Below are 15,518 nucleotides of genomic sequence, written 5' to 3' on the forward strand. Positions count from 1 at the left end.
ATGTATGCATTTGATATCGAACGCCCCGCCACCATCGCAGACGCAGTGGAGGCATTACGGACAGAAGAGGCGCAAGCACTTGGCGGCGGTCAAACCCTGATCCCGACACTTAAGCAACGCCTTGCCATGCCATCAAAACTGGTCAGCCTGTCGGGCATTGGTGAAATGCGGGGCATTTGCCGTGATGATGATGGCAGGGTTTGTCTTGGAGGTGCCACAACCCATTCCGAAGTCGCTGCCGGCGTCGAGGGCTACACTGCCTTGGCCAGTTTGGCGGCAAACATTGGCGATCCCGCGGTGCGCAATCGCGGTACAATTGGTGGAAGCCTTGCCAACAACGACCCCTCGGCTTGCTATCCTGCTGGGGCTTTGGCCTCGGGCGCGACAATCGTCACAGACCGGCGCGAAATTGGGTCGGATAATTTCTTTGACGGGTTGTTTGGCACTGCGCTGGATGACGGTGAAATCATCGTAGAGGTGAGATTTCCGGTACCTGAAAGAGCCGCCTATGTGAAGTTTGAACAACCTGCCTCGCGCTTTGCGCTGGTTGGTGTCTTTGTCGCAAAGTTCTCCAGTGGCGTGCGCGTGGCTGTCACCGGCGCGTCAGAAGAGGGTGTGTTCCGCTGGTCCGAGGCCGAGGCCGCGCTTAGCGCAAACTTTTCAGCTGATGCCATGGAGGGGCTCAATCTCGATGGTTCCGGTATGATATCCGATCTGCATGGATCCGGCGCATATCGTGCACATTTGGTGAATGTGATGACGCGCCGCGCTGTCACCTCTGCGTGACGTTTTGTAGAACTGAATTGAATTTCCAACGCCCTTCATCTTTAATGGGCGTTGGAGGCCTTTGTTAAATAAAGAAAATGCTGTTCAGCTGTCATGTTTTTGACGCGGTGATTGTTGAAATCAGCAATCCCTTGAACGTGGCAAAGTGGGCTGCGCTTGGGAAATCAAAGGGTGATTTGCGCCATTAATGAGGCGTGGGAACACCGATACGGATTGCAGTCGAAAACCCTTGTACAAGTCCTGTGTCGTTTGCCCGGGGGGCAATACGGCCCAATTCGCGCAGCTCAGCCAAGGGAAGAGCGGTTTGTACGATCCCACGTTCGTAAAAATACTCAGGTAGAAAGCCATTGATCAGTATGCGCCAGTCGAATTTGTTTTTTATGCCCGCGGCATCCAGCAACTGATAAATCACGGTTGTGCAATTGGTCGTAACGGAGTTGTACCATTGGGCGTTTGCGCTCAAGTGGTTTGAGTAGCTGACATATTGCTCAAACAAAGCACGTGCCGGGCTGGCGGGAATATTCATACGGTATAGCTGAACATCCTCTTTTCTGATGTTTGAACGCAGCCCGACGACGTCTTGTTCAACTGAGGCCACCGTGGCGAGGGTGTGTTCTTTGAAAAAATCCGCAATCGGGGAAAAACCGCTATCGATTTTGCGGCGTACTTCGACCGACCAAGACAGATACTGCCCGTCAGAAAACCCAAAGCTTACGATGATATGGGCAATATTGGGACTGTCCCAATAGGACATGAAAACGTCTAGAGTGTCGATTTTGCTCAGATCAAATTCCCGCGTGGTCCAGTTTTCGGTGAAATCCTCAGGGCTGCGCCATTCGAATTCGCGGACATTGGTCAGGGTGACGATGTCGCCTGATATCTCGCCGGTCACTTGGCGAGCAACATCAGGGGCCCAGCCCCCATTTTTGGGCGGATCTATGGACTGCCACCAAAAGAGAAGAACGCAGAAAGCCACACCAAACCCAGCCAAAGCCTGAGTGGATTTTGAACTAAACTGGGCCAAGATGGTGACCAATCCAGTAAGGGCAAAAACGGCCGCCGCCCCGGTGCGTAACTGGTCGTATCCCGGTAATCTGTACCACAGGGCCATGCTACCCCAGACGGTCATGATCAAAAGTGTAATCAGAAGAGAGATTTTAAATACGATTTTCAAGATCTTGATCATCAATTGGCCTGTTATATTTGTGGCAGTCTTTGACGGTATTGATCCTCTATTTTCGCATGTGTTGACAAGTTGAAATGCGATTTTGGAGTGTGACGCCGGGTTGTCTTGTGCTGATGCGTTTCATGTAATGCGGCAAAGGGTTTGGCTACATCGTCGTCTGATGTCGATCAAGAGAAACATGAAATCCTACGTGACCAATCGGGCCATAAACAACAAAAAGCCGGGCTTGGTACCCGGCTTTTCTAAGGTGTTTTGATCCGTGTGGCTTATGCTCGGGGATCCAGTAACTTTTCCAAGACCCGATCTTTGGTCACCTGACCGATGATCTGGCCATCTTCGATCACACCGACCGGCTGATCACTATCGCCGATCCGGGCCATGACTTCACGAATGTCAGTATCTGGTGCGACCGTGATCGTGGGGGTGGTATTTGCAGGTTCAATCACATCACGGGCGCAGAGGACCCCCAGTGGGTTCATATGGGCCACAAAGTCCGCGACATAGTCGTTGGCCGGGGCGGAAAAGATTTCTTGCGGGGTGCCGCATTGCACAATCCGTCCGCCTTCCATGATGGCGATGCGATTGCCGATTTTAAACGCCTCATCCAGATCGTGACTGACAAAGATGATCGTGCGCTTTAGGTCGCGCTGCAGCTCCAGCAACTCATCTTGCAGCTTGGTCCGGATCAGTGGATCAAGCGCAGAAAAGGGCTCATCCATCAACAAGATCGGGGCCTCGGTTGCAAAGGCGCGGGCAAGGCCCACGCGCTGCTGCATTCCGCCCGAAAGTTCACCAACTTTGCGTTCTGCCCAATCCGTTAGGCCCACAAGCGCAAGTTGCTTGTCAACCTGTTGATCACGCTCGGCTTTGGTCATTCCGCCCAGCTCTAACCCAAGCCCGGCGTTTTCACGCACAGAACGCCAAGGTAGCAGGCCAAACTGTTGAAATACCATGGCAATATGGTGCTGCCGCATCCGTCGCAGGGTAGCGGCATCAGAATTGGTGACATCCACCATAGTGCTGCTGTCACTAACGCGCACAGCACCGCGCACCACTGGGTTCAACCCGTTGACGGCACGCAAAAGTGTGGATTTCCCCGAGCCGGACAGACCCATCAGCACAAGGATCTCCCCTTCGGCCACATTGAGCGAGCAATCATGAACCCCCAGTACTTGACCTGTTTCGCGCTGGATTTCTCCGCGTTCTTTCATGTCATCCATCAAAGGTAGGGCAATTTGTGGTTTGTCGCCAAAGACAATGGAAACGTTATCGAATTCTACTGCATTGCTCATGGCTTAATGCTCCACTCTCAGAACCCGGTCGAGCATGATCGCTACGACAACAATGACAAAGCCGCTTTCAAATCCAAGGGCTGCATTCACAGTGTTCAGCGCCCGGATCACCGGCACACCCAGACCGTCGGCGCCAACAAGGGCGGCGATCACTACCATCGACAGCGACAGCATAATCGTCTGGTTCAGACCGGCCATGATTTGCGGCATGGCATAGGGCAGCTCGACCTTCCACAGTGTCTGGCGCGGGGTTGCGCCAAAGGCCTCTGCCGCTTCCAGTAATGGCGTGGGTGTGGAGGACACGCCCAAATGAGTCAGGCGGATTGGGGCAGGGACTACGAAGATCACCGTTGCGATAAGTCCAGGCACCATTCCAAGGCCAAAGAACACGATCGCTGGGATCAGATAAACAAATGTTGGCAGGGTTTGCATTAGGTCCAGAATGGGCCTCATCACCGAATAGAGCTTAGGCCGGTGGGCCGCTGCGATGCCGATGGGAATGCCGATGGCCATACAAACCACACAAGCCGAGAGCACCAATGTCAGGCTTTCAGTGGTTTCTTCCCAATAGCCTTGGTTAACGATGAAGAGGCTGCCAACTGCCACGAACAGGCAGATCTTCCAATTGCGCTGCAAGATCCATGTAATGCCGATAAAACCGGCAATCACCAACAAAGGGTGCGGTGTTTGCAATACCCACAAGATGGCATCAATCAGCCATTCCATGACTGTTGCAAGTCCGTCAAAGAAAGGCTCCCCGACATCTTGCATCCAGTCGAATATGGCTTTTGAGGTCTTCCCAACCGGGATCTTGTTTTCTTCCAGCCAATCCATCAGGCCCCTCCATCTTGCATATATCCAAAACAAATGGTCCCGGAAAATCCGGGACCATTCATCATCTTATCTGGCTTAAAGGTCGAGGGCCGACTTGACCGCGGCCATTGCATCACCACCGTCTTGGGTGGTGACGCCGTCGAGCCATGGGCCAAGCACGTCAGAGTTTGCTTTCAACCAGGCCGAGGCTGCATCCTTAGGCTCTTCGCCGTCGTTCAAGATTGCACCCATGATCTCGTTTTCCATGGCCAAGCTGAATTCTTGATTGTTCAGAAGCTTACCGACGTTAGGGCATTCTGTCACATAGCCAGCACGGGTGTTGGTGTAGACTGTCGCGCCACCAAGGTTGGGGCCAAAGAAGTCATCACCGCCGGTCAGGTAGCCCATGTCAAAGTTGGCATTCATCGGGTGGGGTTCCCAGCCGAGAAAGATGATCGGTTCTTCTTTGCCAGACAAGCGGTCAACCTGTGCCAGCATGCCCTGCTCGGAGGATTCGACAACTTCAAAACCAGACAGACCAAACGCGTCATCATCGATCATGGACTGGATCAGGCGGTTGCCGTCATTACCGGGCTCGATGCCGTAAATCTTACCATCCAGCGCCTCAGATTGTGCGGCAATGTCAGCGAAATCTTTGATGCCCAGATCCATCGCAGCCTTATTTACGGCCAGTGTATATTTGGCCCCTTCAAGATTGGCGCGCACGGTATCGACGGTTCCAGCTTCGCGGTAAGGAGCGATGTCGCCTTCCATTGTTGGCATCCAGTTGCCCAGAAATACATCAACGTCGCCTTCGGCCATACCAACATATGTGACTGGCACGGACAGAATTTTTACATTGGTCTCATAACCAAGCGCATCAAGTACAACGGTGGTTGCTGCGGTGGTTGCTGTAATGTCAGTCCATCCCACATCAGAGAAGGTGACCGAGCCACAATCAGCAAAAGCCGCAGAGGCAACTGTCGACAGTGCAAGCGCAGAAACGGTTAATTTAAACATTGGGGAAGGCTCCTTGTTGAATTTTTATTGTTCGTTCAGTTTCTTGTATAGCCGTATAAGTTTTAAAAATCTAGAGGCGTATACTGGCTATTCGAGTCGCATAAATCAGAAGTACACCAAGACGTCAGGAGTGTGAACGGAAACGAGAAAATCGACTTTTACAAAGCATCATGAGTACACCACAGGGGAGAGCCGAAAGCGCTGCAAACTAAGTACACAGGACGGTTTCGTGGGGTTTAGCGCCAGAATCTCGTATGGCTGGCAAATAGACCTTGCAGTTTCGACAATAGGCGGTTGCGGGCATTGCGTGGCAACGGCGCGTCACTGGAGAGCCGGCCGACGATGACTTCGACCGGGCAAGGCAGATCGGTTACCGGATCATGATAGCGAGGATAGTCGATAAGAGTGGCGTGGATCAGGCCATGAAGGTCGGGACGGGCTGTGCGCCGCGCGGGAATGTCCCCAAGATCACGAGTCAGACCCCAGCCCGCATAAAATGGTGCACCGGTGGTGGTGACGGGCAGGCCGCGCATCAGCGCCTCAAATCCCATCAGAGAGGTCATGGTCCAAACCTCATCCACATGTTCCAGCAATGTCGATGGATCTGTATTCGTGCAGATATGATCAGCCAGTTCAGAAACCTGTGCCTCAGGTATAGCGCCGGAGCGCAGGCCTGCCTCAACATCGGGGTGTGGTTTGAAAAGGATTACCGCATCAGGGTTCTGCTGTCGGGTTCGCTCCAGCAGGGCAAGGTTGGTGTTGATCTGGCCAGTACCCTGTTTGATTGAGGCGTCATCTTCGACCTGTCCGGGCACCAAAATGCGGTGGCCGCTGGTCAACGTACTGATGTCCTGACCGATGTTATATTTGCTGAGACCGGCACGTTTGATGGACGTTATTAGCGCCTCGACACGGCGTTCTTGATCGGGGCGCAGGGTTGCACGTTGCGTAATGAGGCGCTCTAACCGGCTTTCATTTGTGGGGTCATAATAAATGCCCAAATCGTCACAAACCAGCGATAGCGGCGGTGTTAGTTCCGCCCCTAATCCTTTGGAGCGTAAAAAACCGTCTTCGACGTGGGTGACATTGGTTTCATTTGTAGTGGCTTTGCTGGCCCAGATCATGCGCGGGGCATTGGAGTCCTTGGCGGAGCCAAAACGCACACGCTTATGTGTGCCGAAAAACGTTTGAAACGAGGGGCGTTTCCACAGGCGGATCTCTTCTGCGTGCCATCCGGAGTGATCTTCGCGCCAGCATCTAGTTGTGGCTTCAAACGTATTAATAACGTCTTCGATTTCGCAGAGCTGGTCGTGGAATGGATTATACCATTTCGGATACAATATCATCGCTGCCGCGAAGAGTTGCGCCTTGGTCAGGTTGCGTCCTCGACGTGGAAGAGGGCGCGGATTGCGATCTTCGGTCAAGCCCCAGCCCGCATAAAAGGGTTGGCCGAAAACCTGCGGGCGGTGACCGGCAAAGATCGCTTCAAACCCCATTTGCGAGCTGGCGGTATACACCGCGCATGCGCCCTCTAGCAGGTGCCAGGGGCTGATCGGGTCAGAATGGAGTTGGATACGGTCGTTGGCATCATCGACCGAGTAATAACCGGCCCGATGGCCTTGAATGGTTTCCGGATGTGTCTTGATCAAGATCTGGGCGCCGGGATGCTCCAGCTGGGCACAGGTCAGCATTTCCCTGAAAGTGTTAGCGTCCGCCTGACCGTATTTAACGCTGGCATCTTTGTGTAATTGATCCACCACTAGGACGTAGCCGGGATCGGGCAGGGGAGCTGTAGTCTTAAAGGCTGCGTATTTGCTCAGATGAGCCTCGCGCAGGCGGGCGATGGCCGCACGGGAACGGTTCAGTAATGGGGTGTCATCCAGCGGGTGCGTGGCAAGAAGGAGCTCAAGGTCTGATGCATGCTGGCTGTCGAAGTGCACGCCTTGATGATCGACCATCAGGCCAAGGGGGGGCTCTCCACTGCGCCCGGGAAACAAGGACCGCAGAAAGGCGTCTTCAATCCGGATCAAGCTGGCTCCGGTTTTTTCTGCCATGGCCTCGCCGCGGTGGGCATAAGGACCGCGGCCCCAGACCGCGATAAGATCATCGCCTCGCGGTTGGCCCAGCTTCAGGTCATATCCTGCCAGCTCTAAAATGCGCCGGACGCGTTTTTGTTTTAAAAAGCCTGCGTTGAAATAGTAAGCGCGCCGGGGCTGGTCACCCTGACGCGCAGATTGATCAGGCATGCTGGACATCAAAGCCCCAAAGTGTCGCCCGCGGTTGAGATCGAACCAACTGCACCCAAGGTCCCGGTAAGCGCACCGGCGAGTTTGCTCCACTGAGAGAAGGGGGCTTCGGTCACATAGATTGTATCGCCATTACGGATGGTGAAATCTCGCAGCATGAACAGTCCGTTGGCCTCTGTTATGTCCATGACATAAACCAAGCGTTGGCTGCCTTGAAGGTCATTGCGTCCCATCACTTGATTGGCAATCTCAGAGGGTTCATTGCGCAAGACAAATACACCGGTCGGGTCACCAGTGGTGGATGATAGACCACCAGCACCGGCGATTGCTTCGGCCGCCGACAATACCGGCCGCCGAAATGGCAGGTGAGCCTGAGCGCCGGTTGCACCAAGTGTTGTATAGGTGCGGGTATCTTGTTCTATGACAACCCGGTCACCACTGCGCAGAGGGATATCGTATTGTGGATTTTTGAACAGATCCTGAAACCAGATCGTGCCTTTTTGATTTCCGCGTAAAACGCTGACGAGGGCAGTTTCCGGCTCGATGCTGATTCCACCAGCCGCAGAAATCATCCGTGACAGCGTCCGTGTTGGTCGCTCAATGGGATACACGCCTTGGCCACTAACACCGCCAAGCAATGATACGGTCGAGCCATTGCCCGCAATTCGGCGTACCTGTACCTGCGGGTCTGGCGTTTGCTCCATTAGCTTGTTGGTGATGATCCGCCGCACGCCCTCTGGCGTGTTACCAGCTGCGCGAACACGTCCAGCATAGGGGACGAAGATAAAGCCTTCACCGTCGACCTGTATTTCTTCCAGTGCGGTTTGACCGCCAACTTGGCTAGACAACAGCCCATCGTCAACGTTTTCCCAGATCGACAGACCCAAAGTGTCACCGGGGTTGATGGTATCCGATCCGACCAACCCTGCAGATTTGAAACTATCGGAAAAGCCCAGAGACTTTTGTACAGCTGTTGCCTTGAGGACCCGGTCATCGACACTGACGATAAATGCATCGCCCGAACGTTCTACGGATCCGGAAAAAATTTCAGCTTTGGTTGGGCCAACCCTCGGGAGGGCACAAGACGACACAGCTGAGATGATAACAGCAGCCGTAACTGACTTTGCCAGCTTAACATAAAGGCAATTCACCGCTTAAATCCCTCAATATGATTCTTGTGTTATTGATTGACCCGTACACTAAATAAGGTTGTGTGTTAAATCTATAGTGGTGCGGCGAGGGTTTATGCGGAAATATTCAACTGTTGCCGCGGAGACGCGGTGCCCGATCTGATCGCATCATAAGGGTCATTACCAGCCAGCATCATGTCAACTGCCTGTCTAAGCAATTGCCTGCGGCCTTTTGTTGAATAAAACCCACCTGCGACCTGGCTGGTTTCCAGTAAATACTGGCGATAATCAATATAGGCGCGGCGATCTGGGCGATTAGGTTCTTTGAAGAAATCGGGCAGGGTTTGTGTGCTTACAAACTCTGGCTTGGCGTAAACTGCATCACCAAAAGTTTTCAGCGGGATACCGCGCCATAACACCTGCTGAGCCGCTGTCGAGTTGACGGTCACAGCGCTGCGCGCCTGATCCAGAAGGGCGGCAAGCTTTCCACCCCGAATATAATGGATGCGGCCGGTAACGGCATGCGTTTGAGCAATACGCTTCAGTTCTTTTACAAACGATGAACGCCCGTCCTCTAGGGGATGTGCTTTGATGATCAGGTGGTGATGTGTTGGTACACCTTTGGCAAAACCTTCGATTACGGTTTCCAGAAACTCCGTGATAGTTGAGAAGGGCGAATGCGCTTGAAATGATGCGTCGTGCTCGAGTTGTAGCAAAACCAGATGATAGGGAAAGCTGCCGCGTTTGATCCTAAGTGTCGCAATTCGGCGCTGTATGGAATGATGAGGCATAAAGAGTAAGCGCTTGAAGTGAAGCCTGAATTCCTCTGAAATGCTGAGTGATCGGTGCGGTAGGAAATTCTTGTAGTGACGGTTCAATAGCAAGACTACACCGTGATAGACTGCGCCGTAAAAAACATGTTGGCGCATATCTCCCCAGCTGGCTGGGGGGATGGGGCTATCGATGTCGGACTGCTCCAGAGTGTCGCGCATTTGTGCGATGGTCATATCCATCAGGCGCGAATTTCCGTTTGAGCCACCGCGTTCATAGGTGACCCAATAGGGGCGCATATAGCCTTCTTCGAAAACATGGATGCGCAAATCATGCTGATGCGCGATTTTTATCGCATCTGCATGGATACGTCTGGTGTCACCGTAGAGAACAAGATCAGTGACCCGTTTATCAGTCACAATATTTAAAAGCGTATTGGACCAGTCATTGATATTGTCTTGGTAAGGAATATAAGACGCCGCAGCTGGCCAAAACGCCCGGTCGCCAGCGTTAAAGCCAACGCGCCAAACCGCTGCACCCGCTTGTTCGAGCATTTTACCCAATTTGTAAAAGAACGGCCCGTGCGGTCCTTGAAGAAAAAGAAACACCCGGTCTGCGTTCACTGGTTCACGCATAATCTGATTACCTGCAATTTGTTTGAAATCATATAACGCATGATTGATATCAGTAAAGCCTGCAGCAAGGCGGCTTGTCATCGTGCAGGTCAAAGGGTAGGTGCGAAGGATCAACCTGTGGAGGCTTTCAATATGTTCACCGGGATCATCACCGACATCGGCACCGTTCAGCAACTGGAACAACGTGGTGATATGCGTGCCAGAATAAAATCGGCCTATGATATGGCCGGTGTGGATATTGGTGCATCCATCGCCTGTGACGGTGTGTGCCTGACCGTGGTCAGCAAAGGGCAGGGTTGGTTTGATGTTGATGTGTCAGCCGAGACCCTGACCAAAAGTAATCTCGGTGGTTGGACAATGGGTCGTCGGATCAATTTGGAGCGCGCTTTGCGGGTTGGCGATGAATTGGGCGGTCATATTGTATCGGGGCATGTTGACGGAATCGCAAAAGTGGTCGCGATGAAAGATGAGGGCGACAGTACTCGGGTCAGTCTTGAGGCACCTGCAGAACTGGCGCGCTATATTGCCTCAAAAGGATCAGTTGCGCTTAACGGCACGTCTTTGACCGTTAATGAGGTGGAAGGCACAGTGTTTGGTATCAATTTCATTCCGCACACCAAAATCGCAACCACCTGGGGGGATGTGGGTGTAGGGGATTTGATCAATCTGGAAATCGACACTTTGGCGCGCTATGTCGCGCGGCTGTCCGAATATAGTTAATTACCAGCCTTAAGCACTTCGGGCACCCCGCACAGGTGCCTGATTTGACGTGGCTTTAGCCACGCCTTGGACGTGGTCGGTGCATGGGGGGACGCACAGACGGCGGGCGCGATGCTGGCGGGCGTGCGGTTGGTGGATGCGGGCGGCCTGCTGGTGGCCGTGCAATTGGCGGTTTGGGTTTTGCCGGGGGACGTGTGACCGGAGGCTTTGGCCGAGGGGGACGGTCAATATCAATATCGACGTCAACATCGCGATCATTTTGGTGCCAGTGGTTCCAATAAAAGGCGTCATTATAACCATAAGAAGCACCGACATAAACACCGTCACATCCGGACAGCACCAAGCCAGAAAACATGATCAGAGATAGGCGAATAAATTTGCTGTTCATTGTCCTGCCCCTCTTAGCGTGCCACATGAAATGATTCGTATACACCATTGATTTCATCATAGAATTTCACATCTGTTCCTGCCTCGACCACTGAGGCACCGATTGCAATGCGCGACCCCGGCAAATCGATGATCGCGATGAAAAACTGCAAATCTTTGCCGTCACGACGGCTTGTGCCTTCGATGACCTGCGCCTCGCGACCTCCGATGATACGTTTGGGTCGATCGGTGACTGTAGGGTCAGAACCCAGAAAGCTTGCAACCTCCTGCAGGTAGGTCCTGCCTTCGGCTATCGTGCGCACACCAGGTGGGGAAAAGAACCCCATCCACAAAGTCGGATCTTCTGTTGGCCGGATCGATATGATCTGTGGCACGGAACGGGCCTCATCCGAGCCGGGGAGGGTAAGGCGTTGTTTCCCGCCGGATTGCATAGTCCAAAAATCAGGAACGGTAAAAGAAAAGAGGGATTTACCGCCATCACGTAGGGTTGCGACGGCTTCTGCTTGCACGGGTTGGGCAAACAACGACAATCCCGTCACAGCGGTAATTGCAAGGTGTTTGAGCATGAAATTTTCCATTATTATCTCAAAACCTTGTGTGGGATTCTGTGGAATGTCAAGAAAATCAACTTTACCTATGAGGGACTGTGGTGCTTTGGAAACGGGTTTCTATGAAAAACACGTCAGGCATCAGGTTTGTATGGACGACACAATTATTGCGTGAAACCTTTGAGTGACCAAAGGATGAGGCTGTGGTCGCATGTTTGCCAACAACAGATTTTATGGCTGGATCAAGCGTTTTTGCTCACTGCTTCGGACGATGAGCGGATGTGTACTGATATGTCTAGCCCCAGTCGCTGCAATCTCACAATCAACAAGCAGCACTGTTGAACAAAACATGCAGCCGATCAATCAGGCCGCGACGCAACAAAATATTGGCTTTCGCAAGGGTTCATTCATTGCGGTGCCAGTGCCGTTTTCTAATCCTATGATCGAACAAGGGCTTGCCATTGGTGGGGCATATCTGTTTCAAGCCGATCCCGGTTCGGATACTTCGATGTTCGGGGTGGGGGCGTTGAAATCGACAAATGACACCGAAGCATATGGTCTGGCTTTCAGCTTGTCCTTCAATGACAATCGTTGGGGGGTGTCTGGTAGCTATATTGATGCAGACGCCAATTATGATCTGATTGGAAATCATTTGACTATCCCGGTGCGGCAAACCGGGAGATTAGCCAGCATGGATTTTAGATATGGCTTCACGCAGAACACCAGCATAAGCCTGCTGACGCGGTACCTTGAGACGAACGTGACATCAAACAACAGGCTGTTTAATGCACTTCCTGCTGAATTCAGGCCATCACTTGGGTTTTCGACGATGAGTTATGGTTTGTCGCTTGAACATGATCGTCGAAATGATGACATTTACCCGTCTGAGGGCTCCAGGTTCAGGTTAACCGGCTTATATACGCAGCCGATCTCCGGGCAGAGCTCGGATTATTCCAAAGTCTATGCAACTTATGATAAATACGTAAGTGTCACAGACCGAAGCGTTGTCGCGTTTCGTTTTACGGGCTGTGGAGCGTCCCGACAGACTGTCTTTTATGATTTATGTTCTGTTGGTGGCACCGATGCATTGCGCGGCTTCAACTCTACTCAGTTTCTCGATAATGGAATGGTATCAGCCCAGATGGCGTATCGAAGTCGCTTGGGTAAGCAATTTGGATATGTGCTGTTTGCGGGGGCAGGTGCCGTTGGAAGCAGTATCGACGATTTAGACCGGTCCGGCTCTGCTGGTGGTGTTGGCCTGAGATATCGCTTGTCTAAGAAATTTCCTGTCGATTTTTCTGTCGACGTTTCGGGTAACGATCGAGGTGAAAACCTGTTGTACATTTATGCAGGTCAAAGATTTTAATTCAAAAGAAATGTTTGTGATTAAGAGGGTTTATGCCATCTTGACGATAAAACATTCAAAGGGACAATCGATATGACAGCAAGTAAAACAACGTGGCCTGATGTGTTGGTGCGGTGTTTGATGATTGCTGCATCTGTTTTGTGTTTGCACGCGAGCATGCCTGCAACAGCGCAGGCGCAAGATAGTGACAATGTTGTTTCAAGTGGTTCAGAGCAAACCTCGATCATAGATGATGACACTTATGTTGCCCCAGTCATAGTTGAAGGAGAGATTCTGTTTCGGGTCAGGGGCTTTACTGCCTTGCCTGCAGATGAACGGGCCGAGGGGATTGCAAACCGGATTATTGATCTGGCAGAGGCATCTGATGAACCCAGCGTTGATCTGCTAATTCGTCCCCATCGCTATGGCAGAAGTGTGTCTTCGGATGGATTGGATGTCGTTTTGGTGTCTGGTGCTGAGGCCAAACTGGAAGGCCTGGACGTTGAAGCTTTGGCTGAGATCTATGCCAATCGTATTCGAGAAGCTGTTGTTGCCTACCGGGCTAAACGTACTCAGTCTGCCCGGTTGAGTAGCGCAAAATCTGCGCTGGCATGGACGGCCGGATTTGTCATTGTCTCAATGTTGTTTTTCCGGCGGCGCAATGCATTTATCCGGGCAGTTGGGAGATTGGTCGAAAGCCGGTTCGAAGATGTAGAGCAAGCAACAAAATCTATCGTTCGCGGCCAAGCTGTTGCAGGGCTGGTCAGATTTGCGATGCAGCTGGTTTTATGGGCCGTATATTTCGTAATTTTTTACTATTATTTATCACTGGTTTTGTTCTCGATCGCAGAAACCAGACCATTGGCACAGTTGCTTTTGACCTACGTTACAACGCCATTGATCGACATATTAAAAGGCTTTGTCTCCTATCTGCCCAGCTTGATCACCCTTATCATAATTGCTTTTATCACCCGTTATTTGATTCAAGGTGTGAAGGTTGTCTTGGATAACGTTGAGGCGGGTGTATTGGAGCTAGGTGATTTTGAACGTCACTGGGTCGCGCCGACCTATTTTCTGTCACGTATCCTGATCATCGGTATTGCTATCGTATTTGCCTATCCACATATTCCTGGGTCAGATTCTGCAGCCTTTCAAGGGCTTACGATTATCGCGGGGGTTATGGTGTCTTTGGGGTCTAATACGGTGGTCAGCAACATCATGGCCGGGCTGTTCGTCATTTACCGCCGCAGCACCAATATTGGTGACCGGATCAGAGTCGGGGATCTGACTGGCGATGTGATCGAAATCAAGCTGATGGAAACTATTTTGAAGTCACTCAAAAATGAGCTGATCAGTATTCCAAACGCCAAACTGTTGAATTCAGAAGTGGTGAACTACACCCGTGCCATTGATGGTCGAGGGCTGATGGTGCACACGGTCGTTGGTATCGGCTACGAGGAACCACCCAAAAAGATCGAAGCCATGCTGATCGAGGCGGCAGGGCGCACGGCGGGTTTGAAAAAAGCTCCTAAACCCTTTGTTTTGTGGTCGCAATTGGCAGACTATGCAATCAACTATGAGATCAATGCCTTTACATCCCGAGGCGGGCATTTGCCCAAGATCATGTCTGATCTCCACTCAAATATCGTAGATGTGTTTAATGAGAACGGAACTCAGATCATGACACCATCTTATGAGGCAGATCCAGAAATTCCTAAAATCCCAAGCGAAGACTGGGATGGCACACTGGCACACCAGCTGGGGGTGGAGCAGAAATGAAGGATCGCCAGTTAAGAATTTGAGTGCAAGGGTCAGTTTGCAGACTATTTGTTGAATAAATCAGCTCAACTATTGCGCCGCAAAATGCAAACCATATTGTTTTTTGAAGGTCGACGATTTTATCGGCCTCGCTCAAGATTTTAAGTATGCCCAATAACAAAACATGATCACCAAGATCACGACGACTTGCGCGATCATTGCTTTAATCAAAAATTTTGAGCGTTTATAGTCTTTATCGACGTCGATTTTTTTCATGTGTTGTGGTCCATCATATAAGGCGTAGGCCTGTTGCGGGTAGTTCTGGTTGACGGGGAAGAATTTTATGCCGTTCTTTTCCTGCCATATTACTCACTAAAAGTGAGAGATTGATATCCGATTGGAGGCCATAGTAACGTTCTGCACTAGAGTGGACATTACGCTGCTTTCTTGTTGGCGGCCTCTGATTTGATTTTGTCATGCCAGCGCAGCCACTTTTTGATACCTTTTCGCATGCCTTTGCAAGTTACGATTTTTTCAGCTTTGCGCGGTGAAATCACCACACGACGGCGCTGATGCATCTCGTCCCATTTGTTTTTCATTTTGTCGACCTGCATTGGGTAAAGGACCAGATCAATTTTTTCGCCGTTACGAATAATGGTTGACGTAAATTCGGCTTTCTTATCGATGCGGCCTTTTAGACCAGCTTCTTCCAAGGCTTCTTGTAGCGCGGATTTACGCCGTGACAGGCCACTTACACGGCCACCCTTTGGGAAAATCCATTGGCGGTGGGTACGGCTGGTCACCATGATAATGCGCGTTTTATTGCCCTCTTTCAGGTAGGGAACAACGCCATATTGTATTTTACGTGCCATATCTGCTGC

General features: G+C 51.6%; 14 protein-coding genes. 4 read left to right on the plus strand and 10 right to left on the minus strand.

All coding sequences use genetic code 11. The features are described from left to right. Entirely contained in the window at window positions 1–786 is a 786-nt protein-coding gene (locus D9A02_RS11300; RefSeq protein WP_120501064.1) for a xanthine dehydrogenase family protein subunit M, read from the plus strand. Window positions 787–970: 184 nt separating this feature from the next. Here D9A02_RS11300 and D9A02_RS11305 read toward each other — a convergent pair whose 3' ends face one another. The 7 genes from D9A02_RS11305 to D9A02_RS11335 all read right to left on the minus strand — a co-directional run bounded on the left by D9A02_RS11305 (window position 971) and on the right by D9A02_RS11335 (window position 9,879). Beyond that, a complete protein-coding gene (locus tag D9A02_RS11305) occupies window positions 971–1,972 on the minus strand; it encodes a DUF4105 domain-containing protein (RefSeq protein WP_120501065.1) in 1,002 nt (333 codons plus the stop codon). 266 nt (window positions 1,973–2,238) lie between these two features. Beyond that, window positions 2,239–3,264 (minus strand): choline ABC transporter ATP-binding protein, encoded by a 1,026-nt coding sequence (gene choV, locus D9A02_RS11310; RefSeq protein ID WP_120501066.1) that lies wholly within the window; start codon window positions 3,262–3,264, stop codon window positions 2,239–2,241. Window positions 3,265–3,267: 3 nt separating this feature from the next. After that, window positions 3,268–4,098, minus strand: a complete 831-nt coding sequence (gene choW / locus D9A02_RS11315) for a choline ABC transporter permease subunit (protein ID WP_120501067.1) — start codon at window positions 4,096–4,098, stop codon at window positions 3,268–3,270. Between the two features lie 75 nt (window positions 4,099–4,173). Further along, window positions 4,174–5,097: a choline ABC transporter substrate-binding protein gene (locus tag D9A02_RS11320; RefSeq protein WP_120501068.1), complete on the minus strand. Its 924-nt coding sequence runs from the start codon at window positions 5,095–5,097 to the stop codon at window positions 4,174–4,176. 236 nt (window positions 5,098–5,333) lie between these two features. After that, window positions 5,334–7,343, minus strand: coding sequence for a capsular polysaccharide biosynthesis protein (locus tag D9A02_RS11325; RefSeq protein WP_120502498.1), 2,010 nt, complete (start codon window positions 7,341–7,343; stop codon window positions 5,334–5,336). 8 nt (window positions 7,344–7,351) lie between these two features. Next, entirely contained in the window at window positions 7,352–8,494 is a 1,143-nt protein-coding gene (locus D9A02_RS11330; protein ID WP_254054608.1) for a polysaccharide biosynthesis/export family protein, read from the minus strand. Between the two features lie 92 nt (window positions 8,495–8,586). Next, the gene (locus D9A02_RS11335) at window positions 8,587–9,879 is read right to left on the minus strand and encodes a capsule biosynthesis protein (RefSeq protein ID WP_120502500.1); all 1,293 of its coding nucleotides are present in this window, start codon (window positions 9,877–9,879) and stop codon (window positions 8,587–8,589) included. Window positions 9,880–10,011: 132 nt separating this feature from the next. Between D9A02_RS11335 and D9A02_RS11340 the strand changes: the two genes are divergently transcribed. After that, window positions 10,012–10,599 (plus strand): riboflavin synthase, encoded by a 588-nt coding sequence (locus D9A02_RS11340; protein WP_120501069.1) that lies wholly within the window; start codon window positions 10,012–10,014, stop codon window positions 10,597–10,599. Window positions 10,600–10,654: 55 nt separating this feature from the next. Here D9A02_RS11340 and D9A02_RS11345 read toward each other — a convergent pair whose 3' ends face one another. After that, window positions 10,655–10,987, minus strand: coding sequence for a hypothetical protein (locus D9A02_RS11345; protein WP_120501070.1), 333 nt, complete (start codon window positions 10,985–10,987; stop codon window positions 10,655–10,657). 13 nt (window positions 10,988–11,000) lie between these two features. Next, window positions 11,001–11,552, minus strand: coding sequence for a hypothetical protein (locus D9A02_RS11350; protein ID WP_162933043.1), 552 nt, complete (start codon window positions 11,550–11,552; stop codon window positions 11,001–11,003). Between the two features lie 193 nt (window positions 11,553–11,745). On the opposite strand from D9A02_RS11350, the gene D9A02_RS11355 reads away from it, so the two are divergent. Further along, entirely contained in the window at window positions 11,746–12,900 is a 1,155-nt protein-coding gene (locus D9A02_RS11355; RefSeq protein ID WP_120501072.1) for a BamA/TamA family outer membrane protein, read from the plus strand. A gap of 72 nt (window positions 12,901–12,972) precedes the next feature. After that, on the plus strand, window positions 12,973–14,658 hold the full coding sequence (locus tag D9A02_RS11360) for a mechanosensitive ion channel family protein (RefSeq protein ID WP_254054609.1): 1,686 nt from the start codon (window positions 12,973–12,975) through the stop codon (window positions 14,656–14,658). A gap of 413 nt (window positions 14,659–15,071) precedes the next feature. On the opposite strand, the gene D9A02_RS11365 is transcribed toward D9A02_RS11360, so the two are convergent. After that, window positions 15,072–15,509: an NUDIX hydrolase gene (locus tag D9A02_RS11365; RefSeq protein WP_120501073.1), complete on the minus strand. Its 438-nt coding sequence runs from the start codon at window positions 15,507–15,509 to the stop codon at window positions 15,072–15,074. Window positions 15,510–15,518: the final 9 nt, after the last annotated feature.

Source organism: Roseovarius sp. EL26 (assembly GCF_900327775.1).
In the GTDB taxonomy this organism is placed as follows: domain Bacteria; phylum Pseudomonadota; class Alphaproteobacteria; order Rhodobacterales; family Rhodobacteraceae; genus Roseovarius.